The organism is Streptomyces sp. NBC_00104, from assembly GCF_045160825.1.
Lineage (GTDB): Bacteria > Actinomycetota > Actinomycetes > Streptomycetales > Streptomycetaceae > Streptomyces.
In genome coordinates this window covers 1,951,928-1,966,023 of sequence record NZ_CP108215.1, presented here as the reverse complement: position 1 = coordinate 1,966,023, position 14,096 = coordinate 1,951,928, and the positions used below count along the sequence as shown (strand labels likewise).

Genomic DNA, 14,096 nt, shown 5'->3' with positions numbered 1-14,096 from the left:
CTCTGGTCGTACTCGTCGGCCCCATGGGCGTCGGCAAGTCCACCGTCGGACAGCTGCTCGCCGAGCGGCTCGGCGTCGCCTACCGCGACACCGACGACGACATCGTGGCCGAGCAGGGCCGCGCGATCGCGGAGATCTTCGTCGACGAGGGCGAGGCCGCCTTCCGCGCCCTCGAGAAGCGGGCCGTGCACACGGCACTGGCCGGGCACGACGGCGTGCTCGCCCTCGGCGGCGGCGCGATCCTCGACGCCGACACGCGGGCGCTCCTCGCCGGGCATCGGGTCGTCTACCTCTCGATGGACGTCGAGGAGGCGGTCAAGCGCACCGGCCTCAACGCCGCCCGCCCGCTGCTGGCCGTCAACCCCCGCAAGCAGTGGCGGGAGCTGATGGAGGCGAGGCGGAACCTGTACGAGGAGGTCGCCACGGCCGTCGTCGCCACCGACGGCCGCACGCCCGAGGAAGTCACCCAAGCGGCCCTGGACGCACTGGAGTTGAAGGAAGCATGAGCGAGACAGTGACCCGTATCCAGGTCGGCGGTACGGCGGGTACCGAGCCGTACGAGGTCCTGGTGGGGCGTCAACTCCTCGGTGAGCTGGGCGGGTTGATCGGCAACCGGGCCAAGCGGGTCGCCGTGGTCCATCCCGAGGCGCTGGACGACACCGCCGAAGCCCTGCGGGCCGATCTGGCGGGGCAGGGGTTCGAGGCGGTCGCGATCCAGGTGCCGAACGCGGAGGAGGCCAAGACGGCCGAGGTCGCCGCGTACTGCTGGAAGGCGCTGGGGCAGTCCGGGTTCACCCGCACCGATGTCATCGTCGGTGTCGGCGGGGGCGCGACGACGGATCTCGCGGGGTTCGTGGCGGCGACCTGGCTGCGCGGGGTCCGCTGGATCGCCATCCCGACGACCGTGCTGGCCATGGTGGACGCGGCCGTCGGTGGCAAGACGGGGATCAACACGGCCGAGGGCAAGAACCTGGTCGGTGCCTTCCACCCGCCGGCCGGGGTGCTCTGCGACCTGGCGGCCCTGGATTCGCTGCCGGTCAACGACTACGTCTCCGGGCTCGCCGAGATCATCAAGGCCGGCTTCATCGCGGACCCGGTGATCCTGGACCTGGTCGAGGCCGACCCGCAGGCCGCCCGCACGCCCGCCGGACCGCACACGTCCGAGCTGATCGAGCGGTCGATCCGGGTCAAGGCCGAGGTCGTCTCCGGCGACCTGAAGGAGTCCGGGCGCCGCGAGATCCTCAACTACGGGCACACGCTGGCGCACGCGATCGAGAAGAACGAGCGCTACCAGTGGCGCCACGGCGCGGCCGTGTCCGTCGGCATGCACTTCGCCGCCGAACTGGGCCGTCTGGCGGGGCGCTTGGACGACGCGACCGCCGACCGGCACCGCACGGTCCTGGAAGCGGTCGGGCTGCCCCTGCACTACCGCTACGACCAGTGGCCCAGGCTGCTGGAGACGATGAAGGTCGACAAGAAGTCGCGGGGCGACCTGCTGCGTTTCATCGTCCTGGACGGTCTGGCCAAGCCTACCGTCCTGGAAGGGCCCGACCCGGCGATCCTGCTGGCCGCCTACGGCGAAGTGGGCCAGTAACGCCCGCTCGGGCACCTCTTGCCCGATTCGCCTTGTGTCCATGGCCACTTGGGCACTTCGGGCTGCCCCCGGCCGTTCACCAAACGGAGGCCGGGGACGGTACCGTTCGGTAAGGGCGGGGTCGAAAGGCCCCGCCCGCCAGTGTCGATGTGACTGTACGAGACGGAGTGGCACCGGATGCAGCACGCAGTGGGAGCTCCGCTGCCGCCGCCCCATCGGCCGGGGCAGGACCCGGCGGCCCCTTGGTCGCCGACCGTGAACCACCAGGGACACCCGGCCCCCCATCACCCGGGAGCGCCGGGCGCGAACCCTCCGGGGCACACGGGCGTGAGCCACCCGGTGCCCCCGGGCACGCATCCAGGGCCCCCGCCCGCGCCGATGGCTCCGCCCACCCCGGCAGCGCCCCCGGCCTCCGTCCCTCCGCCCGCACCTCCCGGGTCGGTGCCCCCGCCCGCGCCGGGCTTCGCCGGAGGCCCCGGGCAACCGCACACCGCGTCCCCGCAGCAGACCAGGGTCCCGAGGGACACCACCGGACACGTGCAACTGCCGCCGGGCGGGCCCGTCACCATGCCGCCGTCCGCCACCGGCGCGCCCGACGTCACGACCACCACGCTCGCGGTGCTGCTCATCGGACCCGCCGGGGCGGGCAAGACCAGCGTCGCCAAGTACTGGGCGGACCACCGCCGGGTGCCCACCGCGCACATCAGCCTGGACGACGTACGCGAGTGGGTGCGCTCGGGCTTCGCGGACCCGCAGTCCGGCTGGAACGACAACTCCGAGGCGCAGTATCGTCTCGCCCGCCGCACCTGCGGCTTCTCCGCCCGGAACTTCCTGGCCAACGGCATCTCCTGCATCCTCGACGACGCCGTCTTCCCCGACCGCCCGGTCGTCGGCCTCGGCGGCTGGAAGCGACATGTCGGCCCCGGCCTGCTGCCGGTCGTCCTCCTGCCGGGCCTGGAGATTGTCCTCGAACGCAACGCCGAGCGCTCGGGCAACCGCCGCCTCAGCGATGAGGAGGTCGCCCGCATCCACGGCCGGATGGCGGGCTGGTACGGCTCAGGGCTTCCGATCATCGACAACTCCCAGCTCGATGTCCCGGCCACGGCGAGGGTCCTGGACGAGGTCCTGGCGAGGTCGATCGCGAGCCCACCGAAGTGGTAGCCGCGCACCAGCGGACGGCACCGGTGAACACGCCGGACTGAGCGAAGCCAAAGGGGCGCGGGGAACTGCGCGAGAAACCCCCACCGGCCTGCGGACGGCATGCGACCTGGCGCCGCCCCCCCTGTATTCCGCGACGGTGCCTCAGTCGGCTGCGCTTGACGGGCGGCCACCGGTGCCAAGGGGGCGCGGGGAACTGCGCGACAAGCTGCCCACCGGCCGGTGGACGGCATGCAACCCCGTGCCGTACCCCGTGCCCCGCGACGGTGCCCCCAGTCGGCTGCGCTCAACCGGCGGCCCACCGGCGAAGCTCATACGCTCGGCACATGTCAGAGGTGTACGCGGCCCGCCGCGCTCGGCTGAGAGAACGCTGCCACGCGAGCGGCAGCGCCACCGCACTGGTGACCCGCCCGGCCAACGTGCGTTATCTCGCGGGCGCCGCGCCCCAGGGCGCGGTCCTGCTGCTCGGGAGGAGCGAGGAGCTCCTGGTCTGCGGAGCCCCGCCGAGCGGTGAGATCGGAGAGGGGCGGCCCGACGAGGCCGTACGGGTCCAGGTGCTGCCGAGACCCGGCGGCGACCCGGCGGTCGCGGCGGCCGATCTGGCCACGGCCCTGGGCGCCGAGTCGCTCGCGGTGGAGGAACACCACCTCACCGTGTCCCGCCACCGCGCGATCCGCTCGGTCGCGCCCCGGCTGCGGCTCAGCGACCTCGGTGGCGCGGTCGAGCAGCTGAGAGTCATCAAGGACGAGGAGGAGATCTCCTGTCTGCGGATCGGCGCGGAGATCGCCGACCAGGCACTGGGCGAACTCCTCGAATCGATTCTCGTCGGCCGCACCGAGCGCCACCTCGCCCTGGAGCTGGAGCGCCGCCTCGTCGACCACGGTGCCGACGGGCCGGCCTTCACCACCTCCGTCGCCACCGGCCCGAACTCCGGTCGTCGCGGTCACGTCCCCACCGACCGTCGGGTCGAGGAGGGCGACTTCCTTTCCGTCTGCCTCGGTGCGACCTACCGCGGCTACCGCTGCGAGATCGGCCGTACCTTCGTGATCGGCACCTCGCCGGCCGACTGGCAGATCGAGCTGTACGACGTGGTCTTCGCAGCCCAGCGCGCCGGACGGGAGGCACTGGCACCGGGTGCGGCGTACCGCGCCGTGGACCGTGCGGCCCGTCAGGTCCTGGACTCCGCGGGGCACGGAGACGGCCTCCCGGTACTGATGGGGCACGGGGTCGGACTCGAAATCGACGAGGAGCCGCAGTTGGCCCCCGCGGCCATGGGTAAACTGGACGCTTGTGTGCCGGTCACCGTCGAACCGGGGGTCCACCTCCCGGGCCGGGGCGGTGTCCGGATCGATGACACGCTCGTCGTACGCCCCGAGGCGGACGGCGGACCCGAGCTACTCACCATCACGACCAAGGAGCTGCTCGCGCTCTAGCTCATCGGCTGTGCGCGTGGCCCGGGGTCGTCCACGTCAGTCCAGGAGATTCCGCAACCGTGGCTTCCACGAACGACCTCAAGAACGGCCTGGTGCTCAAGCTCGAAGGCGGCCAGCTCTGGTCCGTCGTCGAGTTCCAGCACGTCAAGCCCGGCAAGGGCCCGGCCTTCGTGCGCACCAAGCTCAAGAACGTGCTCTCCGGCAAGGTCGTCGACAAGACGTTCAACGCCGGCGTCAAGGTCGAGACGGCCACTGTCGACAAGCGCGACATGCAGTTCTCCTACATGGACGGCGAGTACTTCGTCTTCATGGACATGGAGACCTACGACCAGCTCATGGTCGACCGCAAGGCCGTCGGTGACGCCGCCAACTTCCTGATCGAGGGCTTCACCGCCACCGTCGCGCAGCACGAGGGCGAGGTGCTCTTCGTCGAGCTGCCGGCCGCCGTCGAGCTCGTGATCCAGGAGACCGAGCCGGGCGTCCAGGGCGACCGCTCCACCGGTGGCACCAAGCCCGCCACCCTGGAGACCGGCCACCAGATCCAGGTCCCGCTCTTCATCACCACCGGTGAGAAGATCAAGGTCGACACCCGCACGAGCGACTACCTCGGCCGGGTGAACAGCTAACCGTGGCTGCCCGCAACACGGCCCGCAAGCGCGCCTTCCAGATCCTCTTCGAGGGCGACCAACGCGGGGCCGACGTCCTGACCGTCCTCGCGGACTGGATCCGGCACGCTCACAACGACACCCGACAGCCGCCGGTCAGCGAGTACACCATGCAGCTGGTCGAGGGGTACTCGGAGCACGCCAAGCGGATCGACGAGCTGATCGCGCAGTACTCGGTGGGGTGGACGCTCGACCGGATGCCGGTCGTGGACCGCAACATCCTGCGCCTCGGTGCGTACGAGCTGATCTGGGTCGACGCGACTCCCGACGCGGTGGTGCTGGACGAGATGGTGCAGCTGGCCAAGGAGTTCTCCACGGACGACTCGCCGTCGTTCGTGAACGGTCTGCTGGGCCGTCTGAAGGACCTGAAGCCTTCGCTGCGCAGGGAAGCCGACTAGCCGACACGAGCGGGGAAGCGCCGTTGGGGTGCTGTGCGAGTCCGGCCACGAGTCGACTGTGGCCGATCGCGCGGTGCCCCGCGCCCCTCAAGAGCAGAAAACCGCCGGGGTGACCCGAACCAATCGGTTCGGGTCACCCCGGCGGCACGTTTCTGCTGGGCGCTGCCCGGAGCGTCAGCTGTCCTCGTGGGAGACCGCGCGGCGCGCGTCGGCGTCGAGGACGCCCCAGCTGATCAGCTGCTCGGTGAGGACCGAGGGGGACTGGTCGTAGATGACGGCGAGTGTGCGCAGGTCGTCCTGGCGGATCGACAGCACCTTGCCGTTGTAGTCACCGCGCTGGGACTGGATCGTCGCCGCGTAACGCTGCAGCGGGCCCGCCTTCTCGGCCGGCACGTGGGCCAGGCGCTCAAGGTCGAGGACGAGCTTCGGCGGCGGCTCCGCGGCGCCACCGGGGGTCGTCCCGGGAAGCAGCTCCTGCACGGGAACCCCATAGAAGTCCGCCAGCTCCGCGAGGCGCTGCACGGTGACGGCGCGGTCGCCGCGCTCGTACGAACCGACCACGACCGCCTTCCAGCGTCCCTGGGACTTCTCCTCGACACCGTGGAGGGATAGGCCCTGCTGGGTGCGGATGGCCCGGAGCTTGGCCCCGAGCTGTTTGGCGTATTCGCTGGACATGTGGCTCCCCGGACGAAGGCTGGTGACTCACTGTGAGGTTACGCAGCGTGACTCTTCCCCGTCAAGCCGGATGGTCCGGACCGGCTCTTCCGTGGTAAACGCCTCCCCTTGCGCCAGGGGGGTGATCAGGGGCGTTGCCGGGGCCTGATAACGTTGACGGCGCAATTCCGACGTCCTTTAAGGTCCGTCCCGTGAGGCGGAGAAGGAGGTCCGTTTCTTATGGACTCGCAAGAAAACCCGCAGCAGGATCCGCAGTCGTCCGATGCGAGGCCCGTTCTCGAAGGCCCCGACATCGCCCGCGTCCTGACCCGTATCGCCCACGAGATCGTCGAACGCGCCAAGGGTGCCGACGACGTGGTGCTCCTGGGCATTCCGACCCGGGGCGTCTTCCTCGCCCGGCGGCTCGCCGCCAAGCTTGCGGAGATCACCGACCGCAAGATCCCGGTCGGCTCGCTCGACATCACCATGTACCGCGACGACCTGCGCATGCACCCGCCGCGTGCGCTGGCCCGCACCGAGATCCCCGGTGACGGCATCGACGGCCGACTGGTCGTCCTCGTCGACGACGTGCTCTTCTCCGGCCGGACGATCCGCGCGGCGCTCGACGCGCTGAACGACATCGGCCGCCCGCGCGCCGTCCAGCTCGCGGTCCTCGTCGACCGGGGCCACCGCGAACTGCCCATCCGCGCCGACTACGTCGGCAAGAACCTCCCCACGTCGCTGCGGGAGACGGTCAAGGTCCAGCTCGCCGAGGAAGACGGTCGGGACACCGTCCTGCTCGGTGCGAAGCGGACCGCCCAGCAGTAGCACGCGCGCGTGCGGCCCCGTGCCGTACGTCCCCTCGCGATGCCCCTGACTGCCCGTAATCTCCCGAACTGCCTTACGGAGCCTGAAAGATGCAGCGTCATCTCATCTCGGCCGCCGACCTCACCCGTGACGACGCCGTCCTGATCCTCGACACCGCCGAGGAGATGGCCCGGGTCGCCGACCGGCCGATCAAGAAACTGCCGACCCTGCGCGGCCGTACGATCGTCAACCTCTTCTTCGAGGACTCCACCCGCACCCGGATCTCCTTCGAGGCCGCGGAGAAGCGCCTCTCCGCGGACGTCATCAACTTCTCCGCCAAGGGGTCGAGCGTCTCCAAGGGCGAGTCCCTCAAGGACACCGCCCAGACCCTCGAAGCCATGGGCGTCGACGCCGTCGTCATCCGGCACGGTGCCTCGGGGGCCCCGTACCGCCTGGCGACCTCCGGCTGGATCGACGCGGCCGTGATCAACGCGGGCGACGGCACCCACCAGCACCCCACCCAGGCCCTGCTGGACGCCTTCACCATGCGCCGCCGCCTCGTCGGGCGGGACGCCGGGCTCGGCCAGGACCTGTCCGGCAAGCGCATCACGATCGTCGGCGACGTCCTGCACAGCCGGGTCGCCCGCTCCAACGTGGACCTGCTGCACACCCTCGGCGCCGAGGTCACCCTCGTCGCCCCGCCCACCCTGGTCCCGGTCGGCGTCGGCTCCTGGCCCTGCGAGATCTCCTACGACCTCGACAGCACGCTCGCCAAGTCCGACGCCGTGATGATGCTGCGCGTACAGCGGGAGCGGATGAACGCCGCGTTCTTCCCGACCGAGCGCGAGTACTCGCGGCGCTACGGTCTCGACGGCGACCGCATGGCGCGGATGCCCGAGCACGCCATCGTGATGCACCCCGGCCCGATGGTCCGCGGCATGGAGATCACCGCCGAGGTCGCCGACTCCGACCGCTGCACCGTCGTCGAGCAGGTCGCCAACGGCGTCTCCATCCGCATGGCCGTGCTGTACCTGCTGCTCGGCGGCAACGAGCCCGCCGTCACCCACACCCGCACCACCGAGGAGAAGTAAGACGATGAGCAAGATCCTGATCCGTGGTGCGAAGGTGCTGGGCGGCGAGGCGCGGGACGTCCTGATCGACGGCGAGGTCATCGCGGAGATCGGTGTCGGGCTCTCCGACGAGGGCGCCCAGGTCGTCGAGGCCGACGGCAAGGTGCTCCTGCCGGGCCTGGTCGATCTGCACACCCACCTGCGGGAGCCCGGCCGCGAGGACTCCGAGACCGTGCTGACCGGCACGCGCGCGGCGGCCTCCGGCGGCTACACGGCCGTGTTCGCCATGGCCAACACCTTCCCGGTCGCCGACACCGCCGGTGTGGTCGAGCAGGTGTACCGCCTCGGCCAGGAGCACGGGTACTGCGACGTCCAGCCCATCGGGGCCGTCACCGTCGGCCTGGAGGGCAAGAAGCTCGCCGAGCTGGGCGCGATGCACGAGTCGGCCGCCGGGGTCACCGTCTTCTCGGACGACGGCAAGTGCGTCGACGACGCGGTGATGATGCGGCGGGCCCTGGAGTACGTGAAGGCCTTCGGCGGGGTCGTCGCCCAGCACGCGCAGGAGCCGCGGCTGACCGAGGGCGCCCAGATGAACGAGGGTGTCGTCTCCGCCGAGCTCGGCCTCGGCGGCTGGCCCGCGGTGGCCGAAGAATCGATCATCGCCCGGGATGTCCTGCTCGCCGAGCACGTCGGCTCCCGCGTCCACATCTGCCACCTCTCGACCGCCGGGTCCGTGGAGATCGTCCGCTGGGCCAAGTCCCGGGGCATCGACGTCACCGCCGAGGTCACCCCGCACCACCTCCTCCTCACCGACGAGCTGGTGCGCTCCTACAACCCGGTCTACAAGGTCAACCCGCCGCTGCGCACCGAGCGCGACGTGCTGGCCCTGCGTGAGGCGCTCGCCGACGGCACGATCGACATCGTCGCCACCGACCACGCCCCGCACCCGCACGAGGACAAGGACTGCGAGTGGGGCGCGGCCGCCATGGGCATGGTCGGCCTGGAGACCGCGCTGTCGGTGGTCCAGGAGACGATGGTCGAGACCGGTCTGCTCGACTGGGCGGGCGTCGCGGACCGTATGTCCGTCAAGCCGGCCAAGATCGGGCGGGCGGCCGGGCACGGACGTCCCGTCTCGGCAGGTGAGCCCGCCAACCTCACGCTCGTCGACACGGCATACCGTGGGTCGGTGGATCCCGCGGGCTTCGCCTCGCGCAGCCGCAACACCCCGTACGAGGGCCGCGAGCTGCCGGGCCGTGTCACGCACACGTGGCTGCGGGGCAAGGCCACGCTCGTCGACGGGAAGCTCACGTGACACCTGTAATTCTGCTGGCCGCCGAGAAGGAATCGGCCGAGGTCACCGACTGGGCCGCGCGGATCGGCTGGGTCGTCGGACTCGCCCTCTTCGTCGCGCTCGTCTACTGGCTGATGCGCGAGGGCTGGAAGTGGCGCGGCACGCTCCAGAGCGACCTGCCCGCCCTCCTCGGCGCGCCGGACGAGCCCGGTGAGGCGAGACTGGGCATGAGCGGCCGCTACCACGGTTCCACCACGGCCGGGCAGTGGCTCGACCGCATCGTGGCGCACGGCCTGGGCACCCGCAGCAGGGTCGAGCTGACGCTGACGGATGCCGGCCTGGACGTCGTACGCCCGGGAGCGACGGACTTCTTCGTCCCCGTCGAGGCCCTGCGCGAGGCCCGGCTCGACAAGGGCATCGCCGGCAAGGTCCTCACCGAGGGCGGTCTGCTGGTCGTCACCTGGGAGCACGGCGGCAAGCTGCTCGACTCCGGGTTCCGCTCCGACCGCGCGGCCGAGCACAACGAGTGGGTCGAGACCCTGAACCAGATGATCAACAAGACGGAAACGGAAGGCGCACGATGACGACCTCCACCCGGGGAGCCACCAGGGTTCCCGCCGTACTCGTCCTGGAGGACGGCCGGATCTTCCGCGGCCGTGCCTACGGGGCCGTGGGGGTGACCTTCGGCGAGGCCGTGTTCTCCACCGGGATGACCGGCTACCAGGAGACCCTCACCGACCCGTCGTACCACCGCCAGGTCGTCGTCATGACCGCCCCGCACGTCGGCAACACCGGCGTCAACGACGAGGACCCCGAGTCCAAGAAGATCTGGGTCTCCGGATACGTCGTCCGCGACCCCGCGCGCGTGCCCTCCAACTGGCGCTCCCGGCGCTCGCTCGACGAAGAGCTCGCCAATCAGGGCGTCGTCGGCATCAGCGGCATCGACACCCGGGCCCTCACCCGCCATCTGCGCGAGCGCGGCGCCATGCGCGTCGGCATCTTCTCCGGCAACGCGCTGCCCGACGACGGCACCATGCTCACCGAGGTCCGCCAGGCCCCCGAGATGAAGGGCGCGAACCTCTCCGCGGAGGTCGCCACCCAGGAGACGTACGTCGTCCCGGCGATCGGCACGAAGAAGTTCACCGTCGCCGCCGTCGACCTCGGCATCAAGGGCATGACCCCGCACCGCATGGCCGAACGCGGCATCGAGGTGCACGTCCTGCCCGCCACGGCGACGGCCGAGGACGTGTACGCCGTGAACCCCGACGGCGTCTTCTTCTCCAACGGTCCGGGCGACCCGGCCACCGCCGACCACCCGGTTGCCGTCATGCAGGCGGTGTTGGAGCGCGGCACCCCGCTCTTCGGCATCTGCTTCGGCAACCAGATCCTGGGCCGCGCTCTCGGCTTCGGCACCTACAAGCTGAAGTACGGCCACCGCGGCATCAACCAGCCGGTGCAGGACCGTACGACCGGCAAGGTCGAGGTCACCGCGCACAACCACGGCTTCGCCGTCGACGCCCCGCTCGACCAGGTCTCCGACACCCCCTACGGCCGCGCCGAGGTCTCCCACGTGTGCCTCAACGACAACGTGGTGGAGGGGCTCCAGCTCCTCGACCGGCCGGCGTTCAGCGTCCAGTACCACCCCGAAGCGGCAGCGGGCCCGCACGACGCCGCCTACCTGTTCGACCGCTTCGTATCCCTGATGGAGGGCCAGCGTGCCTAAGCGCACCGATATCCAGTCCGTCCTGGTCATCGGCTCCGGCCCGATCGTCATCGGGCAGGCCGCCGAGTTCGACTACTCCGGCACCCAGGCGTGCCGCGTCCTGCGCGCCGAGGGTCTGCGCGTCATCCTCGTCAACTCCAACCCGGCGACGATCATGACCGACCCGGAGATCGCCGACGCCACGTACGTCGAGCCGATCACCCCGGAGTTCGTCGAGAAGATCATCGCCAAGGAGCGCCCGGACACCCTCCTGCCGACCCTCGGCGGCCAGACGGCCCTCAACACGGCCATCTCGCTGCACGAGGCCGGGACGCTGGAGAAGTACGGCGTCGAGCTGATCGGCGCCAACGTCGAGGCCATCAACAAGGGCGAGGACCGCGACCTCTTCAAGGACGTCGTGGAGGCCGTCCGCGCCAAGATCGGGCACGGCGAGTCCGCCCGCTCGGTCATCTGCCACTCCATGGACGACGTGATCAGGGGCGTCGAGACCCTCGGCGGCTACCCCGTCGTCGTCCGCCCCTCCTTCACCATGGGCGGCGCCGGCTCCGGCTTCGCACACGACGAGGAGGAGCTCCGCCGCATCGCCGGCCAGGGCCTCACCCTCTCGCCGACCACCGAGGTGCTCCTGGAGGAGTCCATCCTCGGCTGGAAGGAGTACGAGCTGGAGCTGATGCGCGACAAGAACGACAACGTCGTGGTCGTCTGCTCCATCGAGAACTTCGACCCCATGGGCGTGCACACCGGTGACTCGATCACGGTCGCGCCCGCGATGACCCTCACCGACCGCGAGTACCAGACCCTGCGGGACATCGGCATCGCGGTCATCCGCGAGGTCGGCGTCGACACCGGCGGCTGCAACATCCAGTTCGCTGTGAACCCCGAGGACGGCCGGGTCATCGTCATCGAGATGAACCCGCGTGTGTCGCGGTCGTCGGCGCTCGCCTCCAAGGCGACCGGTTTCCCGATCGCCAAGATCGCCGCCAAGCTGGCCGTCGGCTACACGCTCGACGAGATCCCGAACGACATCACCGAGCAGACCCCTGCCTCCTTCGAGCCGACGCTCGACTACGTGGTCGTGAAGGCCCCGCGTTTCGCCTTCGAGAAGTTCCCCTCCGCCGACTCGTCCCTGACCACGACCATGAAGTCGGTCGGCGAGGCCATGGCGATCGGCCGCAACTTCACCGAGGCGCTGCAGAAGGCGCTGCGGTCGCTGGAGAAGAAGGGCAGCCAGTTCACGTTCGTCGGGGAGCCCGGCGACAAGGCGGAGCTGCTGCGCGAGGCCGTCCGGCCCACCGACGGCCGCATCAACACCGTCATGCAGGCCATCCGCGCGGGCGCCACACCCGAGGAGGTCTTCGAGTCCACGAAGATCGACCCGTGGTTCGTCGACCAGCTCTTCCTGATCAAGGAGATCGCGGACGAGCTGGCCCAGGCCGACAAGCTCGATCCGGATCTTCTGGCGGAGGCCAAGCGGCACGGTTTCTCCGACCAGCAGGTCGCCGAGATCCGCGGGCTGCGCGAGGACGTCGTGCGCGAGGTCCGGCACGCGCTGGGCGTACGCCCGGTCTACAAGACGGTCGACACCTGCGCCGCCGAGTTCGCCGCGAAGACGCCGTACTTCTACTCCTCCTACGACGAGGAGTCGGAGGTCGCCCCGCGCGAGAAGCCGGCCGTGATCATCCTCGGCTCGGGTCCGAACCGCATCGGCCAGGGCATCGAGTTCGACTACTCCTGCGTCCACGCCTCGTTCGCGCTGAGCGACGCGGGATACGAGACCGTGATGGTCAACTGCAACCCGGAGACCGTCTCCACGGACTACGACACCTCCGACCGCCTGTACTTCGAGCCGCTGACCCTCGAGGACGTGCTGGAGATCGTCCACGCCGAGTCACTGGCCGGCCCGATCGCGGGCGTCGTCGTCCAGCTCGGCGGCCAGACCCCGCTGGGCCTGGCGCAGGCGCTCAAGGACAACGGCGTACCGGTCGTGGGCACCCCTCCGGAGGCCATCCACGCCGCCGAGGACCGCGGCGCCTTCGGCCAGGTCCTCGCCGAGGCCGGGCTCCCCGCGCCGAAGCACGGCACCGCGACCACCTTCGCCGGCGCCAAGGCCATCGCCGACGAGATCGGCTACCCCGTCCTCGTCCGCCCGTCGTACGTGCTCGGCGGACGCGGCATGGAGATCGTGTACGACGAGGCCCGCCTGGAGTCGTACATCGCCGAGTCGACCGAGATCAGCCCCTCCCGGCCGGTCCTCGTCGACCGCTTCCTCGACGACGCGATCGAGATCGACGTCGACGCCCTGTACGACGGCCACGAGCTGTACCTCGGCGGCGTGATGGAGCACATCGAGGAAGCCGGCATCCACTCCGGCGACTCGGCGTGCGCCCTGCCCCCGATCACGCTCGGCGGGTTCGACATCAAGCGCCTGCGCGCCTCCACCGAGGCCATCGCCAAGGGCGTCGGGGTGCGCGGTCTGATCAACATCCAGTTCGCGATGGCCGGGGACATCCTCTACGTCCTCGAAGCCAACCCGCGCGCCTCGCGCACCGTGCCCTTCACCTCGAAGGCGACCGCGGTGCCGCTGGCCAAGGCCGCCGCCCGGATCTCGCTGGGCGCGACCATCGCCGAGCTGCGGGCGGAGGGGCTGCTTCCGGCCAACGGCGACGGTGGTGAGCTGCCGCTCGACGCGCCGATCTCCGTCAAGGAGGCCGTCATGCCGTGGTCCCGCTTCCGCGACATCCACGGCCGCGGCGTCGACACCATCCTCGGCCCGGAGATGCGCTCCACCGGCGAGGTCATGGGCATCGACTCGGTCTTCGGCACGGCGTACGCCAAGTCGCAGGCCGGCGCCTACGGGCCGCTGCCCACCAAGGGCCGCGCGTTCATCTCGGTCGCCAACCGTGACAAGCGCTCGATGATCTTCCCGGCGCGTGAACTCGTCGCCCACGGCTTCGAACTGCTCGCCACGTCCGGCACGGCCGAGGTGCTCAAGCGCAACGGCATCAACGCCACCGTCGTCCGCAAGCAGTCCGAGGGCACCGGCCCGGGCGGCGAGAAGACCATCGTCCAGCTCATCCACGACGGCGAGGTCGACCTCATCGTCAACACCCCGTACGGCACCGGCGGCCGCCTCGACGGCTACGACATCCGTACGGCGGCCGTGGCCCGCTCCGTGCCGTGCCTGACGACCGTCCAGGCGCTCGCCGCGGCCGTCCAGGGCATCGACGCGCTCAACCACGGCGACGTGGGCGTGCGCTCACTCCAGGAACACGCCGAACACCTGACCGCGGCCCGCGACTAGCA

The 14,096-nt window shown here is 70.5% G+C and carries 13 protein-coding genes; 12 read left to right on the top strand and 1 reads right to left on the bottom strand.

Features of this window, described 5'->3' with window-relative positions; genetic code table 11:
- Positions 1-23: 23 nt before the first annotated feature.
- The 6 genes from OG272_RS08530 to nusB all read left to right on the top strand — a co-directional run bounded on the left by OG272_RS08530 (position 24) and on the right by nusB (position 5,248).
- Entirely contained in the window at positions 24-506 is a 483-nt protein-coding gene (locus OG272_RS08530; RefSeq protein ID WP_327732304.1) for a shikimate kinase, read from the top strand.
- Positions 503-1,594 carry a 3-dehydroquinate synthase gene (aroB, locus tag OG272_RS08525; protein ID WP_326584113.1) on the top strand — a complete coding sequence of 364 codons (1,092 nt, stop codon included), beginning with the start codon at positions 503-505 and terminating at the stop codon, positions 1,592-1,594. Before OG272_RS08530 ends, aroB begins: the two co-directional genes overlap by 4 nt.
- Before the next feature lie 177 nt (positions 1,595-1,771).
- A complete protein-coding gene (locus OG272_RS08520; RefSeq protein WP_327730584.1) occupies positions 1,772-2,755 on the top strand; it encodes an AAA family ATPase in 984 nt (327 codons plus the stop codon).
- Positions 2,756-3,078: 323 nt separating this feature from the next.
- A complete protein-coding gene (locus OG272_RS08515; RefSeq protein ID WP_327730585.1) occupies positions 3,079-4,185 on the top strand; it encodes a M24 family metallopeptidase in 1,107 nt (368 codons plus the stop codon).
- Between the two features lie 59 nt (positions 4,186-4,244).
- The gene (gene efp / locus OG272_RS08510; protein ID WP_033532566.1) at positions 4,245-4,811 is read left to right on the top strand and encodes an elongation factor P; all 567 of its coding nucleotides are present in this window, start codon (positions 4,245-4,247) and stop codon (positions 4,809-4,811) included.
- Between the two features lie 2 nt (positions 4,812-4,813).
- Positions 4,814-5,248: a transcription antitermination factor NusB gene (gene nusB, locus OG272_RS08505; protein WP_326584116.1), complete on the top strand. Its 435-nt coding sequence runs from the start codon at positions 4,814-4,816 to the stop codon at positions 5,246-5,248.
- Positions 5,249-5,422: 174 nt separating this feature from the next.
- Here nusB and bldD read toward each other — a convergent pair whose 3' ends face one another.
- Complete coding sequence (gene bldD, locus OG272_RS08500; RefSeq protein WP_007380685.1) at positions 5,423-5,923, bottom strand: transcriptional regulator BldD; 501 nt, start codon at positions 5,921-5,923, stop codon at positions 5,423-5,425.
- Positions 5,924-6,142: 219 nt separating this feature from the next.
- Between bldD and pyrR the strand changes: the two genes are divergently transcribed.
- The 6 genes from pyrR (at position 6,143) to carB (ending at position 14,094) form a co-directional block, all read left to right on the top strand.
- Complete coding sequence (gene pyrR / locus OG272_RS08495; RefSeq protein ID WP_326584117.1) at positions 6,143-6,730, top strand: bifunctional pyr operon transcriptional regulator/uracil phosphoribosyltransferase PyrR; 588 nt, start codon at positions 6,143-6,145, stop codon at positions 6,728-6,730.
- An 89-nt stretch (positions 6,731-6,819) separates the two neighbouring features.
- Entirely contained in the window at positions 6,820-7,800 is a 981-nt protein-coding gene (locus OG272_RS08490; protein ID WP_326584118.1) for an aspartate carbamoyltransferase catalytic subunit, read from the top strand.
- A gap of 4 nt (positions 7,801-7,804) precedes the next feature.
- Positions 7,805-9,091, top strand: coding sequence for a dihydroorotase (locus tag OG272_RS08485; protein ID WP_326584119.1), 1,287 nt, complete (start codon positions 7,805-7,807; stop codon positions 9,089-9,091).
- The gene (locus tag OG272_RS08480; protein ID WP_326584120.1) at positions 9,088-9,654 is read left to right on the top strand and encodes a hypothetical protein; all 567 of its coding nucleotides are present in this window, start codon (positions 9,088-9,090) and stop codon (positions 9,652-9,654) included. The genes OG272_RS08485 and OG272_RS08480 overlap by 4 nt, the downstream gene beginning before the upstream one ends.
- Entirely contained in the window at positions 9,651-10,793 is a 1,143-nt protein-coding gene (gene carA, locus OG272_RS08475) for a glutamine-hydrolyzing carbamoyl-phosphate synthase small subunit (RefSeq protein WP_327730586.1), read from the top strand. The genes OG272_RS08480 and carA overlap by 4 nt, the downstream gene beginning before the upstream one ends.
- A complete protein-coding gene (gene carB, locus OG272_RS08470) occupies positions 10,786-14,094 on the top strand; it encodes a carbamoyl-phosphate synthase large subunit (protein WP_326584122.1) in 3,309 nt (1,102 codons plus the stop codon). The genes carA and carB overlap by 8 nt, the downstream gene beginning before the upstream one ends.
- The last annotated feature ends 2 nt before the right edge of the window (positions 14,095-14,096 follow it).

Excerpts from the sequence above, each read along its gene's own strand:
- OG272_RS08515 (WP_327730585.1), top strand. The coding sequence starts at position 3,079 with ATGTCAGAGGTGTACGCGGCCCGCCGCGCTCGGCTGAGAGAACGCTGC.
- OG272_RS08530 (WP_327732304.1), top strand. The coding sequence starts at position 24 with ATGGGCGTCGGCAAGTCCACCGTCGGACAGCTGCTCGCCGAGCGGCTC.
- OG272_RS08485 (WP_326584119.1), top strand. The coding sequence starts at position 7,805 with ATGAGCAAGATCCTGATCCGTGGTGCGAAGGTGCTGGGCGGCGAGGCG.
- carA (WP_327730586.1), top strand. The coding sequence starts at position 9,651 with ATGACGACCTCCACCCGGGGAGCCACCAGGGTTCCCGCCGTACTCGTC.
- aroB (WP_326584113.1), top strand. The coding sequence starts at position 503 with ATGAGCGAGACAGTGACCCGTATCCAGGTCGGCGGTACGGCGGGTACC.
- OG272_RS08520 (WP_327730584.1), top strand. The coding sequence starts at position 1,772 with ATGCAGCACGCAGTGGGAGCTCCGCTGCCGCCGCCCCATCGGCCGGGG.
- bldD (WP_007380685.1), bottom strand. The coding sequence starts at position 5,923 with ATGTCCAGCGAATACGCCAAACAGCTCGGGGCCAAGCTCCGGGCCATC.
- OG272_RS08490 (WP_326584118.1), top strand. The coding sequence starts at position 6,820 with ATGCAGCGTCATCTCATCTCGGCCGCCGACCTCACCCGTGACGACGCC.
- pyrR (WP_326584117.1), top strand. The coding sequence starts at position 6,143 with ATGGACTCGCAAGAAAACCCGCAGCAGGATCCGCAGTCGTCCGATGCG.